Source organism: Micromonospora sp. NPDC049497 (genome assembly GCF_044465805.1).
Lineage (GTDB): Bacteria > Actinomycetota > Actinomycetes > Mycobacteriales > Micromonosporaceae > Micromonospora.
The window spans coordinates 57,660-80,681 of the sequence record NZ_JBITMC010000007.1 but is presented as its reverse complement, the minus strand read 5'-3'; the positions used below and the strand labels follow the sequence as shown (position 1 = coordinate 80,681).

Annotated in this window: 18 protein-coding genes and 1 pseudogene; 9 read left to right on the top strand and 10 right to left on the bottom strand. The window is 69.0% G+C overall.

Going from position 1 to position 23,022, the window contains the following annotated elements; translation table 11 throughout:
- Window positions 1-15: 15 nt before the first annotated feature.
- Window positions 16-615: a TetR/AcrR family transcriptional regulator gene (locus ACIBR0_RS12760; protein ID WP_396715036.1), complete on the bottom strand. Its 600-nt coding sequence runs from the start codon at window positions 613-615 to the stop codon at window positions 16-18.
- 240 nt (window positions 616-855) lie between these two features.
- Entirely contained in the window at window positions 856-1,869 is a 1,014-nt protein-coding gene (locus tag ACIBR0_RS12755) for an NADP-dependent oxidoreductase (RefSeq protein ID WP_396715034.1), read from the bottom strand.
- Between the two features lie 368 nt (window positions 1,870-2,237).
- On the opposite strand from ACIBR0_RS12755, the gene ACIBR0_RS12750 reads away from it, so the two are divergent.
- The 3 genes from ACIBR0_RS12750 (at window position 2,238) to ACIBR0_RS12740 (ending at window position 5,465) form a co-directional block, all read left to right on the top strand.
- Window positions 2,238-3,443, top strand: a complete 1,206-nt coding sequence (locus ACIBR0_RS12750; protein ID WP_396715032.1) for a cytochrome P450 — start codon at window positions 2,238-2,240, stop codon at window positions 3,441-3,443.
- A 2-nt stretch (window positions 3,444-3,445) separates the two neighbouring features.
- Complete coding sequence (locus ACIBR0_RS12745) at window positions 3,446-4,396, top strand: alpha/beta fold hydrolase (RefSeq protein ID WP_396715336.1); 951 nt, start codon at window positions 3,446-3,448, stop codon at window positions 4,394-4,396.
- Between the two features lie 340 nt (window positions 4,397-4,736).
- Window positions 4,737-5,465, top strand: a complete 729-nt coding sequence (locus ACIBR0_RS12740) for a hypothetical protein (RefSeq protein ID WP_396715030.1) — start codon at window positions 4,737-4,739, stop codon at window positions 5,463-5,465.
- Between the two features lie 167 nt (window positions 5,466-5,632).
- Here ACIBR0_RS12740 and ACIBR0_RS12735 read toward each other — a convergent pair whose 3' ends face one another.
- The 6 genes from ACIBR0_RS12735 to ACIBR0_RS12710 form a co-directional block, all read right to left on the bottom strand.
- Window positions 5,633-7,438 (bottom strand): choline/carnitine O-acyltransferase, encoded by a 1,806-nt coding sequence (locus ACIBR0_RS12735; protein WP_396715028.1) that lies wholly within the window; start codon window positions 7,436-7,438, stop codon window positions 5,633-5,635.
- 22 nt (window positions 7,439-7,460) lie between these two features.
- Window positions 7,461-8,312, bottom strand: coding sequence for a hypothetical protein (locus ACIBR0_RS12730; protein ID WP_396715026.1), 852 nt, complete (start codon window positions 8,310-8,312; stop codon window positions 7,461-7,463).
- A gap of 21 nt (window positions 8,313-8,333) precedes the next feature.
- Window positions 8,334-9,176: an arpA protein gene (locus tag ACIBR0_RS12725; protein WP_396715024.1), complete on the bottom strand. Its 843-nt coding sequence runs from the start codon at window positions 9,174-9,176 to the stop codon at window positions 8,334-8,336.
- Between the two features lie 181 nt (window positions 9,177-9,357).
- A complete protein-coding gene (locus tag ACIBR0_RS12720) occupies window positions 9,358-9,633 on the bottom strand; it encodes a hypothetical protein (RefSeq protein ID WP_396715022.1) in 276 nt (91 codons plus the stop codon).
- Between the two features lie 27 nt (window positions 9,634-9,660).
- Complete coding sequence (locus tag ACIBR0_RS12715) at window positions 9,661-11,151, bottom strand: CoA-acylating methylmalonate-semialdehyde dehydrogenase (protein ID WP_396715020.1); 1,491 nt, start codon at window positions 11,149-11,151, stop codon at window positions 9,661-9,663.
- Window positions 11,148-12,437 (bottom strand): aspartate aminotransferase family protein, encoded by a 1,290-nt coding sequence (locus ACIBR0_RS12710; protein WP_396715018.1) that lies wholly within the window; start codon window positions 12,435-12,437, stop codon window positions 11,148-11,150. Before ACIBR0_RS12710 ends, ACIBR0_RS12715 begins: the two co-directional genes overlap by 4 nt.
- 125 nt (window positions 12,438-12,562) lie before the next feature.
- Between ACIBR0_RS12710 and ACIBR0_RS12705 the strand changes: the two genes are divergently transcribed.
- From ACIBR0_RS12705 to hydA, 4 genes are all read left to right on the top strand, one after another.
- Entirely contained in the window at window positions 12,563-14,167 is a 1,605-nt protein-coding gene (locus ACIBR0_RS12705) for a PucR family transcriptional regulator (RefSeq protein ID WP_396715016.1), read from the top strand.
- 239 nt (window positions 14,168-14,406) lie between these two features.
- Window positions 14,407-15,966, top strand: coding sequence for an NCS1 family nucleobase:cation symporter-1 (locus tag ACIBR0_RS12700; RefSeq protein ID WP_396715014.1), 1,560 nt, complete (start codon window positions 14,407-14,409; stop codon window positions 15,964-15,966).
- A complete protein-coding gene (locus ACIBR0_RS12695) occupies window positions 15,963-16,805 on the top strand; it encodes a nitrilase-related carbon-nitrogen hydrolase (RefSeq protein ID WP_396715012.1) in 843 nt (280 codons plus the stop codon). The genes ACIBR0_RS12700 and ACIBR0_RS12695 overlap by 4 nt, the downstream gene beginning before the upstream one ends.
- A complete protein-coding gene (gene hydA / locus ACIBR0_RS12690; RefSeq protein WP_396715010.1) occupies window positions 16,802-18,220 on the top strand; it encodes a dihydropyrimidinase in 1,419 nt (472 codons plus the stop codon). The genes ACIBR0_RS12695 and hydA overlap by 4 nt, the downstream gene beginning before the upstream one ends.
- A gap of 26 nt (window positions 18,221-18,246) precedes the next feature.
- Here the strand turns inward: hydA and ACIBR0_RS12685 are convergent, their stop codons facing one another.
- Window positions 18,247-19,413, bottom strand: coding sequence for an RNA-guided endonuclease InsQ/TnpB family protein (locus tag ACIBR0_RS12685; protein ID WP_396715008.1), 1,167 nt, complete (start codon window positions 19,411-19,413; stop codon window positions 18,247-18,249).
- Between the two features lie 22 nt (window positions 19,414-19,435).
- Between ACIBR0_RS12685 and tnpA the strand changes: the two are divergent.
- Window positions 19,436-19,856, top strand: a pseudogene (tnpA, locus tag ACIBR0_RS12680) (IS200/IS605 family transposase); the annotation flags it as partial.
- Between the two features lie 73 nt (window positions 19,857-19,929).
- Window positions 19,930-20,922, top strand: coding sequence for a TIGR03842 family LLM class F420-dependent oxidoreductase (locus ACIBR0_RS12675; protein WP_396715006.1), 993 nt, complete (start codon window positions 19,930-19,932; stop codon window positions 20,920-20,922).
- A gap of 42 nt (window positions 20,923-20,964) precedes the next feature.
- Here ACIBR0_RS12675 and ACIBR0_RS12670 read toward each other — a convergent pair whose 3' ends face one another.
- Entirely contained in the window at window positions 20,965-22,905 is a 1,941-nt protein-coding gene (locus tag ACIBR0_RS12670) for a beta-propeller domain-containing protein (RefSeq protein ID WP_396715004.1), read from the bottom strand.
- Window positions 22,906-23,022: the final 117 nt, after the last annotated feature.

Sequence of the window (23,022 nt, the reverse complement as noted above, 5' to 3'; positions counted from 1 at the left end):
ACCTGGCGACCACGGTCAGCGGGCCGGTTCGGGACGCAGCGATGCCAGGAGCAGGTCGGCGAAGTGGTCGCCGACCTGCTCCGGGGTGAGCCGGCCGTCGCTGCGGAACCACGCGCCCAGATGGTGCACCGCGCCGAAGAAGTAGTCGACCACCAGGTCCGCCGGCACGTCACGGCGGAACGGCCCCGCGCCCTGGCCCTCCTCGACCAGCGAGCGGAAGCGCTCGTGATACTCGCGGCGGGACGCCCGCACCGCGCGCTGGCGGTCGGCGGTGAGCAGATGCATCGACTGCAGGAAGATGGTGGCGTCGTCGAGGTTGGCGATCGCGGTGACCACCACGTCGGCGGCGGCGGCGTGCAGGCGCCGCGCCACCGGCTGCGGACTGGCCATGATGGTTTCCAGGCGTTCGCGCTGCATGCGCAGGAGCCGCTGGTAGATCTCCTGGAGCAGGTCGTCCTTGGCGGCGAAGTAGTGGTACATCGCGCCCTTGGTGACCCCGGCCGCCTCCACGATCTCCTGGACCGAGGTCTTCTCGAAGCCCTTCTCCGCGAACAGCCGGGTGGCGACCGCCAGCAGCCGCTGCGGCAGTGCCTCGCCGCCGACCGTACGACCCACCGTCGCCCTTCCCTTCCGGGCCGCCGGCCGGCCCGGTGCGCCAGCGTACGCGCGTCAAGCGGGCTCGACACGCACCGGGATGCCGTTGATCATGACGTTGCCCGACAGCGGCCGACGGCCGTCTCGTCGGTGATCGGGTCAGTTCACCCGGCGCCGGGCCTCGTCGATGCGCGCGCCGATTCCCGATCCGGCTCCGGTGACGACGACACCGGCGTCGCTCAGATCCATCGCTGGCATCCTTTACGCGTCCGCGACCTGGAGCACCAGCTTGCCGAGGTTCTCGCCGCGGAACAGCCGGAGCAACGTCTCGGGAAACGCGCTCACCCCACCGGGAACCACGTCCTCCATCGACCGCAACTGTCCGGCCGCCAACCACTCGGCCAGCTTCGCGACGGCCTCGGGGTACCGATCGGCGTAGTCGAAAACGACCATCCCCGTCATGGAGGCGCGGTTCACCAGCAGCGACATGTAGTTGCTCGGGCCCTTGACCGGCTCGGTGTTGTTGTACTGGGAGATGGCACCGCAGATGACGATTCGGGCACCTCGGGCCAGCCGGGTCAGCACCGCGTCGAGGATGTCGCCGCCGACGTTGTCGAAGAACACGTCCACCCCGTCCGGGGCGTGCTGGCGTAGAGCCTTCTGCACATCCTCGGACCGATAGTCGATCGCCGCATCGAACCCGAACTCGTTCACCACCAATCGGCACTTGTGCTCGCCGCCGGCAATGCCGATGACCCGACAGCCCAGGAGCTTGGCGATCTGGCCGACCACACTGCCGACCGCGCCGGCCGCTGCGGAGACCACGACGGTCTGCCCAGGCTGCGGGCGGCCGACGTCGAGCAGGCCGAAGTAGGCGGTGAATCCGGTCATGCCGAGGGTGCCGAGATAGACCGGCAGCGGTGCGAGCGCAGGGTCCACGATGGTGACGTCGCGCCCGTCCGACACGCAATACTCCTGGACGCCGAACGCCCCGGACACGTGGTCGCCGACCGCGAACCCAGGGTGCCGCGAGGCAATGACCCGGCCCACCGCACCGGCGCGCATCACCTCGCCGATCTCCACCGGCCGGATGTACGACCTGGCCGCGTTCATCCAGCCGCGCATCGCCGGGTCGAGTGAGAGGTACAGCACCTGCACGAGGAACTCATCCTCGCCGGGCTCGCCCACCGGCACCTCGAGCAGTTCCCAGTCGGTTGACGTGGGCAGCCCCATGGGACGCGCAGCCAGGAGCAGTTGACGGTTGATGCGCTTCATCTCGGCGGTCCCTCGATTGTCTCGGTTTGCGGATACCTGGATGTGCACAGCGACAAGTCCGTGCCGCAGATCGACGTGGCGACCCGTGGGCTAGGCGTACCGACCGGTCGGTATGTCATGCCAAGCTACGTTCGCGCCCCAACGGAAGCAAGCGCCGCTCGGTTTCTGGACGTTGCCCACGGGCGAGATCTACATCTCGCCGTTGGGCTGAAGCGCGCCGTTGCACGCGCAAAATCGGTGATCCGGTCCCACTAGCGGGCGTGACACATAGTGGGACGTTGATTACATGGGGTGTCGCTCAGGAGGTGGTGTGGCTACCGTGACCACGCATCGGTTCATGCACCTAGATCATTCGGTCAGGAGTGACGATGACGACGACCCCCGCCGTGGATCTTCCGTTCCTCGACATCACCGCGCCGGACTTTCGGTTCGACTCCCCCGCGGTCGCCGCGGCGCGCGAGGCCCACTGGTGTGCCATGACGCCGATGGGACTCATCGTGCTGCGCCATGCCGAGATGCACCAACTGCTCCGCGACCCCCGGCTGACGCAGAGCGGCGAGCGCTACCTGGAGCTGATGGGCATTTCCGACGGACCGCTGTACGACTGGTTCGTGCCGATGATCCTGCACCAGCGAGGCGCCGAGCATCTGCGTCTGCGGCGACTGGTCGGCAAGGCGTTCTCGCCACGGATGATCGAGGGCCTCCGGCCATTCATGCGTGACACCGCGACGAGTCTGACCACCGCGATCGCCGAGCGGGGCGAATGCGAATTCATGGCAGATTTCGCCGACCCGATGCCGGTGCGGGTGATGTGCGCGCTGCTCGGCGTCCCACCAACCGACTACGAGTTGTTCCGCCGCTGGTCGACAGATGTCGGACTCGTCTACAGCTTCACCCTGCCGCAGCTGCGTACACGGGTGGAGAAGGCCGTCGTGGGGCTGCGGGCGTACGTCGACTCACTGATCGAGCAGCGCCGCGCCGAGCCGCAGGACGACCTCCTGTCGGCGCTCATCGCCGCCGAGGAGAGCGGGGACCGGCTCAGCACCGAAGAACTGCGCAACCTCGCCCTGACCCTCGTGTTCGCCGCGCACGACACGACCCGTAACCAGCTCGGTCAGGCGCTGGCGACGTTCAGCGAGTACCCCGACCAGTGGCGGCTGCTCGCAGATCGCCCGGAGCTTGCGCCACAGGCCGTGGAGGAGGTCATGCGGTGGGCGCCGGCGGTACCGACGATCCTCCGGTTCGCCGCCGAGGACCTCGACCTGCACGGTGTCCACGTCCCGGTGGGCACCTTCCTGCTGCTCGGCACGCACGCCGCCAGCCGCGACCCGCGCGCCGTCGACGACGACGACCGTTTCGACATCACGATCCACCGGCAGGTGCCGCACCTGACCTTCGGCGGTGGAGCGCACTACTGCATCGGCGCACCGACCGCCCGCGTCGAGATGGCTGAGTCGCTGATCGCGCTCAGCAGCCAACTGGCGCCGCCGTCCATAGCCGGCCCCGTGACCTGGCGTCCGCCCACCGCCATCCACGGACCCGAGAGCCTGCCGCTCCAGTTCCGGCGGCGGTGAGCATGCGCCGCGCCTGGATCCTGGGCGGCACGGCCGTCGCGCTGCTCGGTGCCGCGACCATCGCGGCGGCGCGGGCGGCGGTCGCCAGGATCGAACGCAACCCGGACCCCTTGCCGTACGAACGGCTCGCTCGTGAGCCGCAGGGCGAGGAGGTGCTCGTCCCGCGTCCGGACGGAACGGTGCTGCGCGCGATCGTGGCCGGGGAAGGCCCGCCGGTCGTGCTCGCGCACGGATATGCGGCCTCGGCGCTGGAGTGGAACGTGGTGTGGGACACCCTGGTCGCCCGCGGTCACCGGGTCATCGCCTTCGACCAGCGCGGCCACGAGCGCTCGACGCTCGGTTCCACCGGTACCGGCTCGAAACCCATGGCGGCGGACTACGCCGCCATTCTGGAGCACTTCGACGTGCGGGACGGCGTGCTGGTCGGCCACTCGATGGGCGGGTTCATCGCGATCCGTGCCGTACTCGACCACCCCGAGCTGGCCCGGCGCCTGCGCGGTCTGGTGCTGTTCGCTACCTGGGCGGGCCGCATCCTCGACCAGGCACCGCAGAATCGGCTGCAGATTCCGCTGCTGGAAACCGGTGTCCTGCAGCGGCTCGCGCGTACTCGTACCGGCGGTGTGCTGTTCGGAGCCGCGCAGTGCGGCACCCGGCCGTCGCCGGCCATGATCTCCGTATTCCGGGACGTTTTCGTCCGTCAGAGCCACCAGCCGCTCATCCCGATCGTGCGGGCCTTCAGCCGGGAGGACCACTACCCCCGGCTGAGCGAGGTCACCGTACCGACCGTTGTCGTGGTGGGCTCGGCGGACCGCTCGACGCCCCCGAGCCACTCACACCGGCTCGCCGCCGGTGTGCCCGGAGCGCGGCTGGTGACCGTCCCCGACGCCGGACACCTGCTCAACTGGGAGGCACCCGACGTCCTTGTCGAGGTGATCGCGTCACTTCAGGAGTGACCACCAGCCCAGCTGACCGCCGCGCGGGGAATCACGGCGTGGAACCGACTTGGGTCGAGGACCGGCGCAGGTGCTGTCGTGGCTGATCGGCTCCTTGCCGGAGTCTGCGGTTCCAAGAGCCTGGCCGACCCTGGGCCAGATCCCTGAGTCGCCGGTGCTCTGTCACCTTCGCTCAGCACGATCCGTGCCTGCTCAACAACGCATGTGACGGCGGTCAAAATCGTTTCACGCCGATACAATCGCGTGGCACCTCACCCGGCTCCGGTCACCCGGCGCCGGGCAACTCGGCGCGAAGGGGAGCGCGAGGGTGAGCCCACGTCATGGAATCGACCCTGACGGCATGTGGCGGATCGGGCCGCTCCGCCTGCTGACGGTGGTGGGAGTCGGTTACCTGACCGTCGTGCTGGTACTGGCGGCGGTCGAATTGGACCTCGACCTCGGGCAGTCGACCGCGGTCGGTCGTTCTCCCGCGACCGGCGTTGTGACCGGCGTCCCCGGATCGCCGGTGACGGAGGGGCAGGGTTACGACCCCTCCAGTGCGCCGGTGCCGCCCCGTGCCACGCCGGTCGGCCCGGCCGAGGATGTGCGCGTCGGATCCGCGAAAACCCAGCCGGCAGCACCGCCCCCGCCGCCCCCGGCGCCGCCCGTCACCCGGCGGCCCACCGCCCCGGCCGCACCGCCGGTCGTGACGTCGTATGAGGCCGAGTCGTCGGCGAACGGCCTGGCGAACACCCGGATCTACACCTGCTACGGCTGCTCCGGCGACAAGAAGGTGGGAAACATCGGCCGCGACATGGGGACGCTGCAGTTCAACGGCGTGACCGCCCGAACGGGGGGCTTGGCCACCGTGACGATCGCCTACGTCAACGGTGAGGCCCCACGAGTGGGGAAGATCAGCGTGAACGGCGAGCCGCCGATCACCCTGACCTTTCCGGGTACGGGCGGCTGGAGCAGCGTCGGCACGATGATCGTGACGATGTCTCTCCGGCCCGGGCCCAACACGCTGAAGATGTTCAACCCGGACTCGGCGGCACCCGATTTCGACAAGATCACAGTCAGCGTCCGATAGGGACCGTGATGAACCGATGGTGAACTGGCTACATGCGATGGTTCACACCCTTGGTCCGCTTCGCTCGTATCGAGCGCCCCTACCTTGCGGTAGCTGATGGCGGGTCCGCCGCCACGACGACCACCAGGTCGCGGAAATCGCGCGGCGGCGGCGGACCCGCACCTGGACTACCGCTCGTCGAGCAGGTCGCGCAGCTCACGCAACGCTTCGCGGAGCCGATCGGCAAACGTGTACATCATGTCGGCGACCGGGCGTGGGGTGCTGAGATACAGGTTGAACCGGTCCGGCAGGAGCACGTACGCGATCCCGATGCAGCGACTGCTGGTGGCCCCGAACCCGAAGTAGCGGATGCTGGTCGACGGCGCCGAGCTGGTGCTCAGGTAGTCGTCGCGCATCTTGAGCCACCCCGGCGTCTCGTACAGTCGGGACGACTCGGGCACGCCGAGCGCCGCCCCGCGCCGCTTCTGGATCAGCTGCAGCTCCCACAGGTGCTGCTCGGGTGCCGCACCGGCCTGGCACTGCTTCGCCCGTTCGACATGCTTGTCGGCCGCGGCCCGGAACGCCGCCCGCCGCTCGTCGCACGACGCGGCGGCGTCGTCCATCGTGGATACGAATCGCAGCACCTCGGGGGTGACGACGCGCATCGCTTCGGTCCGCCCCCGGAGGTACTGGCGGGTGGCGATGGACTCGTACGTGGCGCCGATGAACCCCTTGGCCCGCTTGTGCGCGAGCTGGTATGCCACCTGCACGAACGCGTCCGGCGACATCCGCAGCCGCTTGACCTCGTCCACCCCGAACTCGTCGAAGGACAGGGTCACGGTGGCGGTGTCCGCACCGTATTGAGCGAACGACCGTGCCGCGGCGGCGATGTCGGCCCGCAGCGCGTCGTCGAGCACGAACGTGACCGGCTCGATCGCCGGCACCCCCTGCGCCACCGCACCCGACTGCGCGGCGTGCTCCTCGGGCGACGCGGCGAGCATCGTGTCGACGAAGCTGAGGATGGTGGTGCCGTCCAGCCCGCAGTGCTCGACGTTGATGCCGGCCGTGCCGTCGGCGAACACGATGAGCGACACCGCCTTGTCGAACCACCGGTTGCCGCTGTCGCCGTGCAGCAACTGGTCGCAGGCCGCCAGGTCGTCGGCCGGCGTCAGATCCTCCAGGCACACGCAGAACAGCGCCGTCTCGATGGTGTCCAGCGCCGCGGCGTTACCGGGATCCAGTGCCGCCAGCCGGTCCCTGGCCGCCGCCCACTCGGCCCGGGCCATCGTGGTGAGATGACCGGCCGCGGTGGGCGTCGTGGCCCGCGCGGCACCGACCTTCTGCACCTCACGCAGGCCGGCCGCCAGGTCGTCGAGGGAGTACGGGCGCCCGTCCGGACCGACCGCGTCCATCCGGAACGCGTTGCCGCGCTGGAACACCACGATGTGCCGCGCCGTCGACGGGCCCGGCATCTCGTCGCTGTACGGCGCTCGGACCGTGTCCTGCACCGGCCCCGGGATGCGGGTGGTCGAGAACAGGAACTTGTTCTGCTCCATCGACAACGGCTGCCCGCGCGTCACGATCGGCGGGATGCGCTCGTCGTCGAGCTGGGTCTTGTAGTTCACGGCGGCTGCGATGAGCCTCGCCGCGCGCTCCACCTGCGGCTCGGCGAACCCGCGCAACGGCGTGTCGCGGAACAGGAAGATGAAGTTGGCGTTCAACGCGATCCGGTCCCGGCGACCGAGATAGCGCGCCGGCCAGAACGTGTCCAACCAGCTGTGCGTGGCCGGATCCGCGTTGTACCGCACCAGATCGGCGTGCAGCTTCGGCCCCGGACCGTCGGCCCGCCCGAACTCCTGCACCGCGGCCTCGGTGTCGGCGAACTCCTCCTCCGTCAGCAGCGGCGCAGACCACTCGAGGAACCGGGCGCAGGTGTCCTCCAGCGCGGGCAACGGCACCCGCGGCAAGTTGTCCTCATTTTCGAACGTGCTCACTCGGTCTCCTGGAATTCGCTGCTCATCGGGCGGCCTTCTGGGTCAGTGACTGGTCAACGTCAAAGGTCAAGGGGTCTGGAGTGCCGATGGGCCGGGAAACGTAGAGCTGAGCGTACAACCAGCCGTTGGTCTCCAGACCCTCCGAATCAACGCCGGCGGCGGACATCGTCTCCAGCACCTGCCGTTGTTCCCGGTCGGAGGCGAAACGGCGCTGCCGGAACGTCCCGTCCACCAGCACCGTCTCGTAACCGAGAGCCGCGAGGCTGTCGGCGATCGGTTCGAACGGGAACATCCGCAGTGCGAAATGCGCCATCCACGGCAGCCCGTCCCGGCGGGAGTCGACTACGCGCACGAGCGTCCGGCCGGTGACGTAGCCGAGGCATCCGGTGGAGATCACGATATCGGCACCGGCGAACAGGGCGCGCTGCCGCGCCGTGGGTTCGCGCGCCTCCAGGTCGGCCTGCACGGCGTCGTCGAGGAACCCGGCCGCCGATGCGTACCCGAGCGCCGGCCGGGACACGTCCAGCCCCACGAACCGGGCCGGGGACCGGTGCGCCCGGACCAGCTCGCGATCGCGCTCCAGCAGCGCCTGCCGGGTGCCCTCGGCGCCGGCGTAGCGGTCGTACAGGTCGTTCATGGTGGCGTCGCAGCGCAGCAGCGCCGCGTTGACGCCGTAGGAGCAGCCGATGTCGATGACGGTCGGTACGGCCACCTGCCGCGATTGGCGGTACTGCCCGATGATTTGCTGGAAATAGGGCTTGGCGAGTTGGGGAATGTAATAGTCGAGCTCGCGCAGGGTGGTGAAATAGGCGCGGGGATCGGGTTGCGTGTAGATGCCGTCGAGGGAAACTTTTCCGGTCCGATCGAAACGCACGGGGGCGGCTCCTCGCGATTACTAATCCAGCAACTGGTCGACTCGCACGGCATTGCGCTCGGCGTCGAGGTGCGCGGGCAGGACCCGGCCGAACAGCTGCCGCGTACGGGCGACGCTGCCCATCACGCCGGGGCGTTCGGAGTAGGCGAAGATCGCTGAGTGCCGGGCGGTGGCGCCGCGCACCGCACTCACCCGGTGCAGCGCGTACCGGCCCTTGAACAGCTGGAGGTCACCGGGGCGCAGGGTCAGGGCCCGCACCGGCGAGCGGTCGGCGCCGGTGAGCACCGCACGTACGGCGCCGAAGTTCTCCGCGCCCGCCGAACGGATGTTCGGGCAGTACTCGAAGACGCCGCCCTCCTCCGGCTCCTGGGTCAGCATGCTGACGGTGAACTCGTTGGTGTCGAAGTGCCACGGGTGCTCCATGCCGGGCTGCACGACGTTGAGCACCAGGCCGGACAGCGGGTCGGCGAGCTCGTGCAGCTCCGGGAGTTCGAAGCAGGCGGCGACGAAGCGCACGAACGACGGGTCGGTGTAGAGCCGGTGGATGACGCTGTCGGTGGGGATCCGGTCGCGCGGGACGAACGCGTTGCCGCGCTGCATGACGATGCGGCCCGGGTGCTCGGCCGGCAGGTTGTCGTCGAACGCGATGTTGTAGACGTTGGTCTCCTCAACGTCGTAGTACGCCAGCGGGGCGACCCCGGCGCCTTCCCGCCGCAGCGCCTCCCAGCTGCTCGGCAGAATGAACCCCGGCAGCACGCTGCACCCGAGTTCGCTCAGTTCGGTGCGCGTTCGGGAAACGACGCGTTCCCATGCGTCGCTTCCCAGGTCGGCCAGTGGATAGCGCGCGGTGTCCACGATATGCATTTGGACGGACCCCTTCTTCAAGGGTGGCGGCATGAAGAAATGCGGAATCCTAACAAGATTCACCGGCGTCTAGCCCCATGTTGGTTACATTGTTCACAGCACCGCGGCCGGAGCGCGGTCCGCTGGACCAGCCCAACTACTGGTAGTCCGCCCGAGGTGCCGCCCCGGGACTGGCCGACGGTCATGGCGCGGCCCGTCGTACCAGCGAGGCGCTACGGGCGGCGTCCGAACAGGCCCGGAACCTCGTGCTGAGCACCGTCTCCCCGGCCCGGGTCAGCTCACGGCGCAGCAACGAGGCGGGACTGGTGAGGGGCCCGCGCCGGCCGCGGATCTCCAGCTCACAGCTGCCGGCGGCCAGCACGTTTCTCGCCCAGTCGGTTACCCCGTAGGTCAGGGCGGCGACGTGACCGTCGGACGTCCGGAAGATGTTGATCGGCGTGCGCGTCGATCGCTGCATTGGTCTTGCTACCGGCCGACCAGTTGCTCAGCTGTTCTGTGGGAAGCCGAGGTTCACGCCGCCGTGGGACGGATCGAGCCACCTGCTGGTGACCACCTTGGCCCTGGTGAAGAAGTGCACACCGTGCGGCCCGTACGCGTGCGAGTCACCGAACAGTGAGTCCTTCCACCCCCCGAACGAGTAGTACGAGACCGGAACCGGGATCGCCACGTTGACGCCGACCATGCCGACCTCGATCTCACTCTGGTACCGCCGCGCGGCGCCGCCGTCGTTGGTGAAGATGGCGGTGCCGTTCCCGTACGGGTTGGCGTTCACCACGTCGACCGCCGCGTCGTAGCTCGGGACCCGTACCACCGAGAGCACCGGACCGAAGATCTCGTCGGTGTAGATGGACATGTCCACGTCGACGTGGTCGAAGAGGGTCGGCCCCAGCCAGAAGCCGGTGTCGTCACCGTCGATCGAATGACCGCGTCCGTCGACCACCAGCTTCGCGCCCGCGGACCGGCCGGCGTCCAGATATGACCGCACCCTGTCGCGGTGCGCCCCGGTGACCAACGGTCCCATCTCGCAGCCCGGGCGGCGACCGTCGCCGACATGCAGTTCGGCGATCCGCTCGCTGATCTTGCCAACCAGCTCGTCACCGACCGGATCCACCGCCACGACGACGGAGATCGCCATGCAGCGCTCACCGGCCGAGCCGAAACCGGCCGAGACGGCGGCGTCCGCGGCGAGGTCGAGGTCGGCGTCGGGCAGCACGACCATGTGGTTCTTCGCGCCGCCGAGCGCCTGCACCCGCTTGCCGTTACGCGTTCCGGTCTCGTAGACGTACCGGGCGATCGGCGTCGACCCGACGAACGAGACCGCCTTGACCTCCGGATGCTCGAGGATCCGGTCGACCGCCTCCTTGTCGCCGTGCACGACGTTGAACACGCCATCCGGTAGCCCGGCCTCGGCGAAGAGCTCCGCCAGGAAGTTCGCCGCGGAGGGGTCCTTCTCGCTCGGCTTCAGCACCACGGTGTTGCCGCAGGCGATGGCGTTGGGCACGAACCACAGCGGCACCATCGCCGGGAAGTTGAACGGGGAGATCACCCCGACCACACCGAGCGGCTGCTGGATCGAGTACACGTCCACCTTGGTCGAGGCGTTCTCGCTGAACCCGCCCTTGAGCAACTGCGGGATGCCGCACGCGAACTCCACCGCCTCCAGCGCACGCTGTATCTCGCCCGCCGCGTCGGAGAGCACCTTGCCGTGCTCGGCGGTGACAATCTCGGCGAGGTCGGACTTCCGGGCGTTGAGCAGTTCGCGGAACGAGAACATCACGTTCGCGCGGTGGGCGAGGGAGGCGTGGCGCCAGCGGGCGAAGGCCTCGCGGGCGGCGTCGACCGCCTCGTCGACGTCCGCGGCGCTGGCGAAGTCGACCCGTCCGCGGACCTGACCGGTTGCCGGGTCGTACACCTCACCCGCGCGCTGCGCGACACCGGTCCAGGCCTTGCCGCCGATCCGGTGAGTGATCCTCATGCCGACACCGCCTCGATAGCCTCGGACAGAATTCCCAGCGCCTCCTCGGCCTCGTCCTCGGTCAGCGTCATCGGGGGCGCCAGCCGGATCACGTTGCCGTACAGGCCGCCCTTGCCGACCAGCAGTCCATGCCTGCGGGTCTCCTCCAACAGGGCGGTCGCGGCCGCGGGGTTGGGTTCGCCGGCCGGGCCGACCAACTCGAGGGCGATCATCAGGCCCTTGCCGCGTACGTCGCCGACCACCGGGTGCGTCGCGGCGACCGAGCGCAGGCCGTGGATGAGGCGGTTGCCCAGCTTCGCGGCGTTCGCCTGCAGGTCGTGATCCAGCAGGTAGTTGAGGGTGGCCAGGGCCCCGGCGGTGGAGATCGGGTTGCCGCCGAAGGTGGAGATCGAGTTGGCCTGCAGGCAGTCCATGAGTTCCGCGCGCGCGACGACCCCGCCGATCGCCAGACCATTGCCGAGTCCCTTGGCGAAGGTCATCGCGTCCGGCACGACGTCGTGCGCCTGGATGCCCCAGAAGTGCTCGCCGGTACGGCCCCAACCGGTCTGGACCTCGTCGGAGACGAACAGGATGCCGTACTCGTCGAGCACCTTTTTGAACTCGCGGAACAGGCCGTCGGGCGGGGAGGCGAAGCCGCCCACGCCCTGGATCGGCTCGACGATCATGCACGCCACGTCGCCGGCGGTCGCGGTCTCGATCACCTCGCGCAGGTCGGCGACGCACGCTTTGACGTAATCGGCGTCCGACAGGTCCTTGAAGGGGCTGCGGTACCGGTAGCCACCGTGCACCCAGCTCACCTTGATCGGGCTGAGCTCACTGGCCGACCAGCCGCGGATGCCGGTGATCGCGACGGTGGCGAACGCGCGCCCGTGGTACGAGTTGCGCAGCGCGAGCACCTGCCCGCTGCGCCGGTACTGCGTGGCGAGCATCAACGCGGTCTCGTTGGCCTCGGTACCGGAGTTCGTGAAGAACACCTTCGCGTCCGGGATCCCGGAGAGGTCCGCGATCTTCTCGGCGAGCTCGACCTGCGACTCGATCAGGTACAGCGTCGAGGAGTGCAGCACGCCGGTGTCGATCTGCGAGCGGACCGCGTCGCTGATCTCGGCCACGTCGTAGCCGACCGAGTTGGTGAGAATGCCGCCGAAGAAGTCGAGGTACGTGCGGCCCTCGCGATCGGTCACCCGGCGACCGTGCGCGCTGGCGATCTCGATCGGCTCCTCGTAGTAGAGGGCCAGCCACTTCGGCAGCACGGACCGGTGTCGATGCAGCAACTCCCGATGCGCCATCGCGTCCTCCGTATCTCGTGACTGAGCCGAGTGTCCCGAGACTTCGGTGTTCGCCGCCACCGACAACCTGTACGGGTCGCCATCGCTGGCACTACGTTGTGTGCATCCCCCGCACGGGAGGCCGCATGTACCCCACGGTCGCCGAAGCCATGGCGCTGCCCGTGATCCGGCGCGCCAGGCCCCGCGTCGTCGCCGGATCCGCCGGCTTGCCGGGGCCTGTCCGCTGGGTCCATGCGGCGGAGGTCGCCGACATCGCTCATCTGCTGCGCGGCGGCGAACTCGTGCTGACCACCGGCATCGCGCTGCCGGACGAGGAGACGGCGCTGACGACGTACGTGGACGACCTGGCCGCGGTCGGCGCGGCGGGGCTCGTGGTGGAGCTGGTCCGGCGCTGGAGCGACCACCTGCCGGAGGCGCTGGTGGCGGCTGCGGAACGACACCGGCTGCCATTGATCACGCTGGCGCGGGAGACCCAGTTCGTGTCCGTCACGGAGGCGGTCGTGGCGTTGATCGTGGACGCGCAGCTCGCCGAGCTGCGGGCGGCTGAGCAGGTGCACGAGACGTTCACCGCGCTCACGGTGGCCGGGGCGGAGCCGGCCGAGGTGTTGCGCGAGGTCGCGAGGATCTCCGGGCTGCCGGTCGTCCTGGAGACGCTGGGGCACGACGTGCTCGCGTACGACGCGGCCGGGCAGGACCCGATCGAGCTGCTGACCGACTGGGGGCAGCGATCCCGATCCGTGGCGGTCTCCCAACGGACCGCCTACGACGAGGAAGCCGGCTGGCTGATCACCGCCGTCGGCGCGCAGGGCGCCGACTGGGGACGACTGGTGCTGCTCTCGCCGGCCCCTCCCCCGCACCGGCATGTGGTGGTCGCGGAGCGGGCCGCGTCGGCACTGGCGGTGCACCGGCTCGTGGCGCGGGATCGGGAGAGCCTGGAGCGGCAGACGCACCGGATGTTGCTCGCGCAACTGCTCGGCCAGGCCCTGCCGCCTCCTGATCTGACCACCCGGGCGGCCGCGTTGGGCGTTGCGCTGGAGCGGCGGAAACTGGTCGGAGTGGCGATCCGGCCGGGGAGCATCACGCCGCGCGCCCCCGCACTGGCCACGCAGGAGGTGTTGCGGGACCTCGCGGAGGCCACCGCATTGGCCGCGCGGCGGGTGAGCGTGCCGGCGTTGGTGGGCGTCGTGGACGACACCAGCGTGCGCGCGTTGTTGTCGTTGCCGGCGCAGGCGGATGTCGACGCGATCCTGCGGCGGTTGGCCAGAGAAGTCCACCGCTCGACGGCCAGTGCGGTGGTGGTGGCCGTCGGGACGACGGTGTCGCACGTGTCGGACGTGCGGCGCAGTCTGGGGGAGGCTGCGCACGTCGCCGGTGCCGCGCTGCGCTCCACCGGCACCCAGCTCTACCACCGCTTGGATGACGTGCGACTGCGCGGCCTGCTGCACCTGCTGCGCGAGGACGAGCGGGTCCGGGCGTTCGCCGACCGGGAGCTCGGGCCCCTTTTGGTCCGCGATGACAGCCAGGGCAGCCGGCTGGTGGAGCTGCTGCGCTGCTTCTGCGAGCAGGGCGGGAACAAGTCGGCGGCGGCCGCCGTGGCGCACCTGTCACGGACGGCCTACTACCAGCAGCTGTCGCGGATCGCGCAGGTGCTCGGGGTGTCGCTGGAGGACCCGGAGTCGATGTTGTCGTTGTACGTGGCGCTGCTGGTGCACGAACTCGACGAGGCGTGACGGGTCAAGGGTCCGGCAGGAGACCCGAATCCAGCCACCGCGGCGATTGACGGCTCCGTGCGGGCATGCCCGTGGACAGAGTGTGCCCCGATCATGGCAAGCGTGGACACTTTGCCGCTGCCCGTGGCGGGTCCGGGACACCCACCATTCCGAGATAAAGATCGTGCTGATCCGCCCCCACCCGCAGCACGCGCCGGTTGGCCGGCCGCTGTTGCGGCAGCGTGACAGGGAGGTGACCGATGGCCGTTGAACCCCTGCCCCCCGCCGAAACCACCGCGGCCGAGCCGGGCACACAGATCACCCATCCGGATGGCCGAGTCGAGTTGCGTGACTTCTCGACGATCCGCGACAGCCGATACTTCAACGAAGAGCTCGCCCCGGTCCCCATCGAGAAGCGCACCTGGAACACGTACAACTTCGCGGCGCTGTGGATCGGCATGGCGCACAACATCCCCACCTATCTGCTCGCCGCCGGGCTCATCCAGCTCGGCATGAACTGGGTGCAGGCATTCCTCACGATCACGCTGGGCAATCTGCTCGTCCTGATCCCGATGCTGTTGAACAGCCACGCGGGCACGAAGTACGGCATCCCCTTCCCGGTCTTCGCCCGCGCGTTCTACGGGGTCCGCGGCGCCAACCTCCCGGCCCTGCTGCGCGCCTTCATCGCCTGCGGCTGGTTCGGCATCCAGACCTGGATCGGCGGCGAGGCGATCTACGCGATTGCCGGCAAGCTGCTGGGCTCCTGGTGGGTCGACGCGGCGGTGGTGATGGACTATCCGTGGACGCTGTGGGCCTCGTTCTTCCTGTTCTGGGCGATCGAGATGGCGATCATCTGGCGGGGCATGGACACCCTGCGGCGCTTCGAGAACTGGGCCGCACCGTTCGTCATCGTGGTCGCCGTCGCCCTGCTGATCTGGGTGATGGTCGAGGCGGGCGGGCTCGGCCCGATCCTGTCCGAGCCGTCGAAGCTGGGCTGGGGCGCCGACTTCTGGAAGCTGTTCGCCCCGTCACTGATGGGGATGATCGCCTTCTGGGCGACTCTCTCGCTGAACATCCCCGACTTCACCCGCTTCGGTGGCAGCCAGCGGCAGCAGGCGTACGGGCAGATTCTCGGGCTGCCCACCACGATGTCGTTCTTCGCCATCCTGTCGATCCTGATCACCTCCGGCACGGCCGTCATCTACGGCGAGGCCATCTGGGACCCCATCCAGCTGGCCGCGAAGTTCGAGAACCCGCTGGTCGTCGCGCTCGGGCTGTTCACGGTCGTGGTCGCCACGCTGTCGGTGAACGTCGCGGCGAACACGGTCAGCCCGGCGTACGACTTCTCCAACGCCGCGCCCCGACTGGTGAGTTTCCGGACCGGCGGCCTGATCACCGGCGTGCTCGGCATCCTGATCCAGCCGTGGCGGCTCGTGCAGGACCCCAACATCTACATCTTCGTCTGGCTCGGCTTCTACGGCGGCCTGCTCGGCGCGGTCGCCGGCGTCCTCATCGCTGGGTACTGGCTCCGCCACCGCACCCGCCTCCAACTGCCGGCCCTCTACCGCCCCGAGGGCAGGTACTGGTTCTCGGGCGGCTGGAACTGGGCGGCGCTCGTCGCCACCGTCGTCGGCGCGGTCCTCGCGGTGGGTGGCGCCTACTCCGCCCCCGGCAAGGGGCCGTTCCCGTCCGACGGGCTCATCCCGGTTCTCAAGCCGCTCTACGACTACAGCTGGGTGGTCGGTCTGATCGCCGGGTTCCTCGTCTACCTGGCGCTGTCGATGCCGCGCGCCAGCCACGAAAAGGGGGAGAACGTATGAGCAACATCGTCCGAGCCGGGCTGGTGCAGCAGAAGTGGACCGGCGACAAGGAGTCGATGATCGCCAACGCGGTCGAGGCCATTCGCAGCGCCGCTTCGCAGGGCGCACAGGTGGTCTGCCTGCAGGAGTTGTTCTACGGCCCGTACTTCTGCCAGATCCAGGACGCGGACTACTACTCGTACACGGAGGCGATCCCGGACGGGCCGACGACGGCGCTGATGCGCGAGGTCGCCGAGCAGCACGGCGTGGTCCTGATCGTGCCGATGTACGAGCAGGAGCAGCCCGGTGTCTACTACAACACCGCCGCGGTGATCGACGCCGACGGCACCTACCTCGGCAAGCACCGGAAGAACCACATTCCGCAGGTGAAGGGGTTCTGGGAGAAGTTCTACTTCCGGCCGGGAAACCTCGGCTATCCGGTGTTCGACACCGCCGTGGGGCGCATCGGCGTCTACATCTGCTACGAGCGGCACTTCCCCGAGGGCTGGCGGGCGCTCGGCCTGGCCGGCGCGAAGATCGTTTTCAACCCGTCGGCGACCAGCCGCGGCCTGTCGGAGTACCTGTGGCGGCTGGAGCAGCCGGCGGCGGCGGTGGCGAACGAGTACTACGTCGGCGCCATCAACCGGGTCGGTGTGGAGCCGCTGGGCGACAACGACTTCTACGGCCAGTCGTACTTCGTCGACCCGCGCGGGCAACTGGTCGGCGACGCCGCCTCGGACACCGAGGATGAGGTCGTCGTCCGCGACCTCGACATGGACAAGCTGGCCGAGGTCCGCGACCTGTGGGCCTTCTACCGCGACCGCCGTCCGGACACGTACGAATCGCTGGTGAAGCCGTGAGCATCGTCATCCGCAACGGAACAGTCGTCAACGCTACCGGGGCGTACCCGGCGGACGTCCTGGTCGAGGGCGAGCGGATAGCGGCGCTCGCCGCGCCCGACTCGGGTCTGGCCGAGCAGTGGGGGGCTGGGGCCGAGCGCGTGATCGACGCCGCCGGGAAGTACGTGGTGCCGGGCGGCATCGACGGCCACACCCACATGGAGATGCCGTTCGGCGGCACGTTCTCGGCGGACAATTTCGAGACCGGGACGATCGCGGCAGCCTGGGGCGGCACGACGACCATCGTCGACTTCGCCGTACAGGGCAAGGGCACGTCCGTGCTGTCCGCGCTGGACAAGTGGCACAGCAAGGCCGACGGCAACTGCGCGATCGACTACGGGTTCCACATGATCGTCTCGGACGTCAACGACACCTCCCTGAAGGAGATGGAGGCCTGCATCGACGCGGGCGTCAACACGTTCAAGATGTTCATGGCCTATCCGGGGGTCTTCTACGCCACCGACGGGGAAATCCTGCGGGCGATGCAGAAGGCCCGGGACACCGGGTCGATGATCATGATGCACGCGGAGAACGGCATCGCCATCGACCAGCTCGTCCTCCAGGCGCTGGCCAACGGTCAGACGGACCCGGTGCAGCACGGCCTGACCCGGCCACCCGAGCTGGAGGGCGAGGCGACCTCGCGGGCGATCGCGCTGGCCAAGGTCACCGGCGCGCCGCTGTACATCGTGCACCTGTCCGCCGCGCACGCCCTGGACGCGGTCACCCAGGCCCGCGACACCGGGCAGAACGTGTTCGCCGAGACCTGCCCGCAGTACCTGTTCCTGTCGCTGGAGGATCTGGCCAGGCCCGACTTCGAGGGCGCGAAGTACGTCGCCTCTCCCCCGCTGCGCCCGAAGGAGCACCAGGCGGAACTGTGGCGGGGCCTGCGCACCAACGACCTGTCGCTGGTCTCCACCGACCACTGCCCCTTCTGCTTCAAGGACCAGAAGGAGCTGGGCCGGGGAGACTTCTCCAAGATCCCGAACGGGATGCCCGGCGTCGAGCACCGGATGGACCTGCTCTATCAGGGCGTCGTGAAAGGCGAGATCACCCTGCCGCGCTGGGTGGAGATCAGCTCGACCACGCCCGCCAGGATGTTCGGGCTCTACCCGCGTAAGGGCGTCATCGCGCCGGGCGCCGACGCGGACATCACGGTGTACGACCCCACGGCCCGGCAGACCATATCGGCCAGCACGCACCACATGAACGTGGACTATTCCGCGTACGAGGGCATGGAGCTGACCGGAAAGGTCTCCACCGTGCTTTCCCGTGGCCGGGTCGTGGTCGACGACAACGCCTTCCACGGCGCGGCCGGGCACGGCAGGTTCCTCAAGCGCGATCTCAGTCAGTACCTCGTGTCAACTACCCGCCTATGAATGGGCAGGCTTGCAGGTCAGTCCCCCTACTGGATGCAGGGTGATGCCGCGTGCGGACGGTTGACTGCGCCCCAACCCTCGACGCCGCGCTGGGCGATGTTGAGGGCCGCGTTGTGATCGGCGTGGGCAACGACCCCGCACGACCGACAGTGAAAGGTTTCCTGGTCCGGCCGGTTCCGCTTGTCGCGGTGCCCGCAGCCGTGGCAGGTCTGGGAGGTGTACCGCGGGTCGACCTGGACCAGCGGTACACCTGCTCGGCGGGCCTTGTAGTCCAGGAAGCTGCCGAGCTGGTGGAACGACCACGAGTGCAGTGTGACCCGTTGGGGCTTGCGGAGCCGGACCCGTTCGCGGATCCCCGTCAGTTCCTCTACGGCGATGCCGCGACCGGTGCGTACAGCCTCGGTCACGATGGTCTTGGCGATGCAGTGGTTCACATTCGCGGCGTGCCGCGCTTCCTTCTTGTTACGCCGGGCCAGCAGCCGCCGAGCCGACTTAGTGCCCTTCTCCTGCAACCGCTTGCGCAGCCGCAGCTGCCGCCGACGGTAGCCGTTGAGCCGGTCACCGGCGTAGCCAGTGCCGTCGGAGTCGTACGCGATGTTGACGATGCCCATGTCCACGCCGAGGAAGCCGCACGGGTCGATCAGCTCAGGTTCGACCACCTCGACGGTGGCGTACAGGAACCACATGCCGTCCCGGAAGATCAGGTCCGACTCGCCGGTCTTGCTGGTGGCGATCGCCTTGAGCTGGTCGGCGGACCCGGTATAGGCGACGCCCTTGAGCCGGCCGTGCGTGCTCCAGATGGACACGGTCCGGGCATCGGCCTGCCAGGACAGCATCCGAGCGTCATAGGGCTGGGCCGCGTTCCAGCGGAACACGACCGCGTTGGTCTCGACCTTGCGGCGTCGCTTCGAGCCGGGCTTGCCGTAGTTGCCAGCCCGCAAGTTCGCCTTCAACGTGGCGTAGGCGTCGGAAACCTTCTTGATCACATGCTGAGCCGCCTGGGCACCCAGGGCGTAGTCAGCCTTGATCCCGGCGTAGACCTGCTTACGCAGGTCGTAGTTCCGGTACACCCCGGTCTCCCGGGCCACGACCGCCACGTCGGACGCCGCTGCATTGCACGCGCGCAGGGTCGCCTCCAACGCCGACGCCTGCCCGGGCGTCGGCAGCAGCTTCACCTGCACGACCAGCTTCACACGACCACCGTAGCGCTGGCCTATGTCACCCAGATGGACCCCCAACCCGGATGTTCGCCGAGGTCGCTCAGTCGTCCACAACCTGCATGCCCACTTGGTCCTCACCAGGAAGTACCGGCGGGGCGCGCTCACCCGCGGCGATCCTCACTCGCTGCCAACAGATCATGGTCGACGTCTGCACCGACTTCCGCGCGGAGCTGCGCGAGTTCAACGACGAGGACGACCACGTCCACCTGCTCGTGCAGTACCCGCCGGCCGTCGCACTGTCGAAACCGGTCAACAGCCTCAAAGGCGTATCGGCCCGACTGCGCCAGGAGCACGAACCGCACCTGCGCCGGGACCTGTGGGGCGTGGACCTGTGGTCCCCGTCGTACTTCGCCGGGTCCTGCGGCGACGCACCACTCGCCGTGGTCAAGGAGTACATCGAAAACCAGAAACATCCCCGTCCGCAAGAGCGTTCCTCCGGCCCTGAAGGACCAGGGCTCCCGCCTAAGCAACTGTTGAAAAGGAGAAGCCGTGGACTTCGGTGTCGTACTCCAGACCGACCCGCCAGCGCGCGACGTCGTGACCGGCCTCACCGCCGCGGAGGACAACGGGTTTCGCTACGGGTGGACGTTCGACTCCTGCGTGCTGTGGCAGGAGCCGTTCGTCATCTACTCGCAGGTCCTCGCCGCAACCAAGCACCTGATCGTCGGGCCGATGGTGACCAACCCGAGCACCCGCGACTGGTCGGTCACCGCGTCGCTCTTCGCCACGCTCAACGACATGTTCGGCAACCGCACGGTGTGCGGGATCGGCCGCGGCGACTCGGCCCGGCGGGTCATCGGCCAGCCGCCGGCGAGCCTGGCCACGCTGAAAGAAGCGATGCACGTGATCAAAGAGCTGGCCGAAGGCAACGAGGTCGAACACCACGGCACGCCGGTGCGCATTCCGTGGGTGCGGGACGGCAGGCTGGAGATCTGGATGGCCGCCTACGGCCCGAAAGCGCTGCGGCTGGTCGGCGAGCAGGCCGACGGCTTCATCCTGCAGACGGCCGATCCCGACATCGCCCGCTGGACGATTGGCTCGGTACGCGACGCGGCCAACGCAGCAGGTCGAGATCCCGACTCGATCACGATGTGCGTGGCCGCGCCGGCCTACGTGGGCACAAACCTCGCGCACCAACGGGATCAGCTGCGCTGGTTCGGCGGCATGGTCGGCAACCATGTGGCCGATTTGATCGCCCGCTACGGCGACTCCGGGGTCGTGCCGAAGGCGCTGACCGACTACATCAGGGGCCGCGAGGGCTACGACTACGCACACCACGGCCGCGCCGGCAATCCGTCCACCGACTTCGTGCCCGATGAGATCGTCGACCGGTTCTGCCTGGTCGGGCCCGAGTCAGCCCATGTGGACCGGCTGCAGGAGCTCAAGGAGATCGGGGTGCACAACTTCGCCCTCTACCTCATGCATGACGACAAGGAGAAGACCCTCTCCTCGTACGGCAAGAACGTGATCACGCACGTCTGATCCCGGCCACTCCCGCTCTGGCCCCGGACACCACCACCGGGGTCACGCTGTACGCAGCCAGCCGAGGGTCTTCATAGTGGAGAGGCTGGTCGCCTTGAGGCCGGCGTCGGAAACGGTCCAGAGGACTCCGTCGACGACCAGTGAGCGGCGGATCGGCGCCAGATCCCCGCGACGGCGCGTGCCCAGTGTGTGATCGACCGTGCCGACCTTGGTGAACCCGCCGTCGCCGACCCGCAGCGCCAGCGCCACGTTGCTCGGCAGGCGCGTGTCGTAGACGGTCAGTGGGACCACGACCAGGCGTTCGGCCGGCCAGTAGAGGAACGCGTGCGGGTCGAACTCCGCCTCGGAGTGCCCCTGCCTGACGTGGTGCTGGGCGATCCGGGTCGGCTTGGCCGGATCGGCGACGTCGAAGAGCGAGAGCTGGGTGCCCTGGACCCGGCCCCGGTCGGACGCCTCCTGCCCGACACCGAGCAGCCGTCCGTCGCCGGCCGGGTGCAGGTACGCCGAATACCCGTTGATCTTCAGTTCGCCGCTCACCTTCGGCGCCTGCGGATCACGCAGGTCGACGGTGTAGAGCGGGTCGGTCTGCCGGAAGGTGACGACGTACCCGGTGCCGCCGACGAACCGTACCGCGTAGATCCGTTCCCCCTTGCCCAGTCCGGTGACCTTGCCGACCTGGGTCAGCGCCGTGCCGTCGGCGCGCAGGACGTACACGCTCGACGTCGAGTTCGGCTTGTCGCCCCAGGTGCGGCCACTGGTGGTGGCGACTCGCAGGTGCCCGTCCCACTCGGACATGGCGTACTGGTTGATGAGCCAGCCGGGCACGGACGCGGCGGCGACGTACCGCGGGGCACCCGCGCCCGAGATGTCGAACTGATAGATCTCGGTGGTCTCGTCCCTGGGATCGGGTGCGATGTTCCGCGCGGTCAGCATCGGCAGCACCCGCCAGCGCTGGTCGTTGGCGACGTACAGCCGGGGACCGTTGCTGTAGACGGTGTCGCCGTCGGCGATCACGGTGACCGGGTCGCCAGCGCCGAGCGTAGCCGCACCGAGGTCGAAGCTGAGCACAGTCACCAGCGAGGTGCCGGAGTAGGCGGCCCGCCGGCTCACCCGTTCGCAGCCGACCCGTCCGGCGCTGGTTCGCCCGCCGGAGGTGACCTCGTACCGGGGCAGCCAGTCGTCGGCGGTGGCGTTGTCGATGATCTCGCGGTTGGCGGTGGTGCGCTGCTCATCGGTGGCCCGTTCCCGGTACGGGAAGTTCAGCCGGGGCGCGGAGCGGACCACGACCCGGACCGTCGTGCCCACCTGGCGGGCGTCCACCAGATTGCCGTCGATCCGGTATTCGCCGATGATCTTCGGCGCGCCGGACAGGTCGACCATGATCAGCCGGGGACCGACGATGCCGTCCGGCGTCGGGGCGTCGGGCTGGGCGGGGCGCCCGCCTCCCTCGGGGACGGCCGGTTTCGCCATCCCGGCCCATCCGTCGCGGCGCAGCACCAGCGCCCGGTCACCCTGCAGCAGCAGGCCGTCTTCGGCCCCGCCGAACCCATCGGCACCCGGTGCCAGTTCCAGCTCCCCGATCAGTCGGCGGGTGGCCGGATCGACCACGTACAGCTTGCCGTGGCTCACGGTGACAATCCGCTTGCCATCGGTCTTGACCAGGTCCGGTTCATCGGCCCCGGCCTCGTGCGTGTTGGTGCCCGAGTAGCCCTTGGCCGCCGCATCCGCCCGCCCCGCCGCGGCGGGCGCCTCAGCCTGTTCGGCGTTGCCGAAGGTACGCATGTCCCCGATCGGCCCGAACCCCCAGGGCCCGACGTAGGCCTCGGCAGCCGTCTTCAGCTGCCGCAGCGCCTCTGGGCAGGAGTCGAACGCGACGAGCCGGAACCCGCCGGCCGGCACTCCCCGGTCACGTGGCGGCGCGGGGACCGGCTCCGCCGTACAGCCGGTGACCAGCGCCAGGCCGGCGATCAGGGCCAGCCCCATGACGCGAGCTGGAGTCATGGCTCGGGGGACGCCGGTGGTGGCCGTTGGCTGGGGTACGTGGGCGCTGCTACCCGTCATGCCCCCTACGACGTGGCTGCCCCGGGCTGGGTTCCCGGC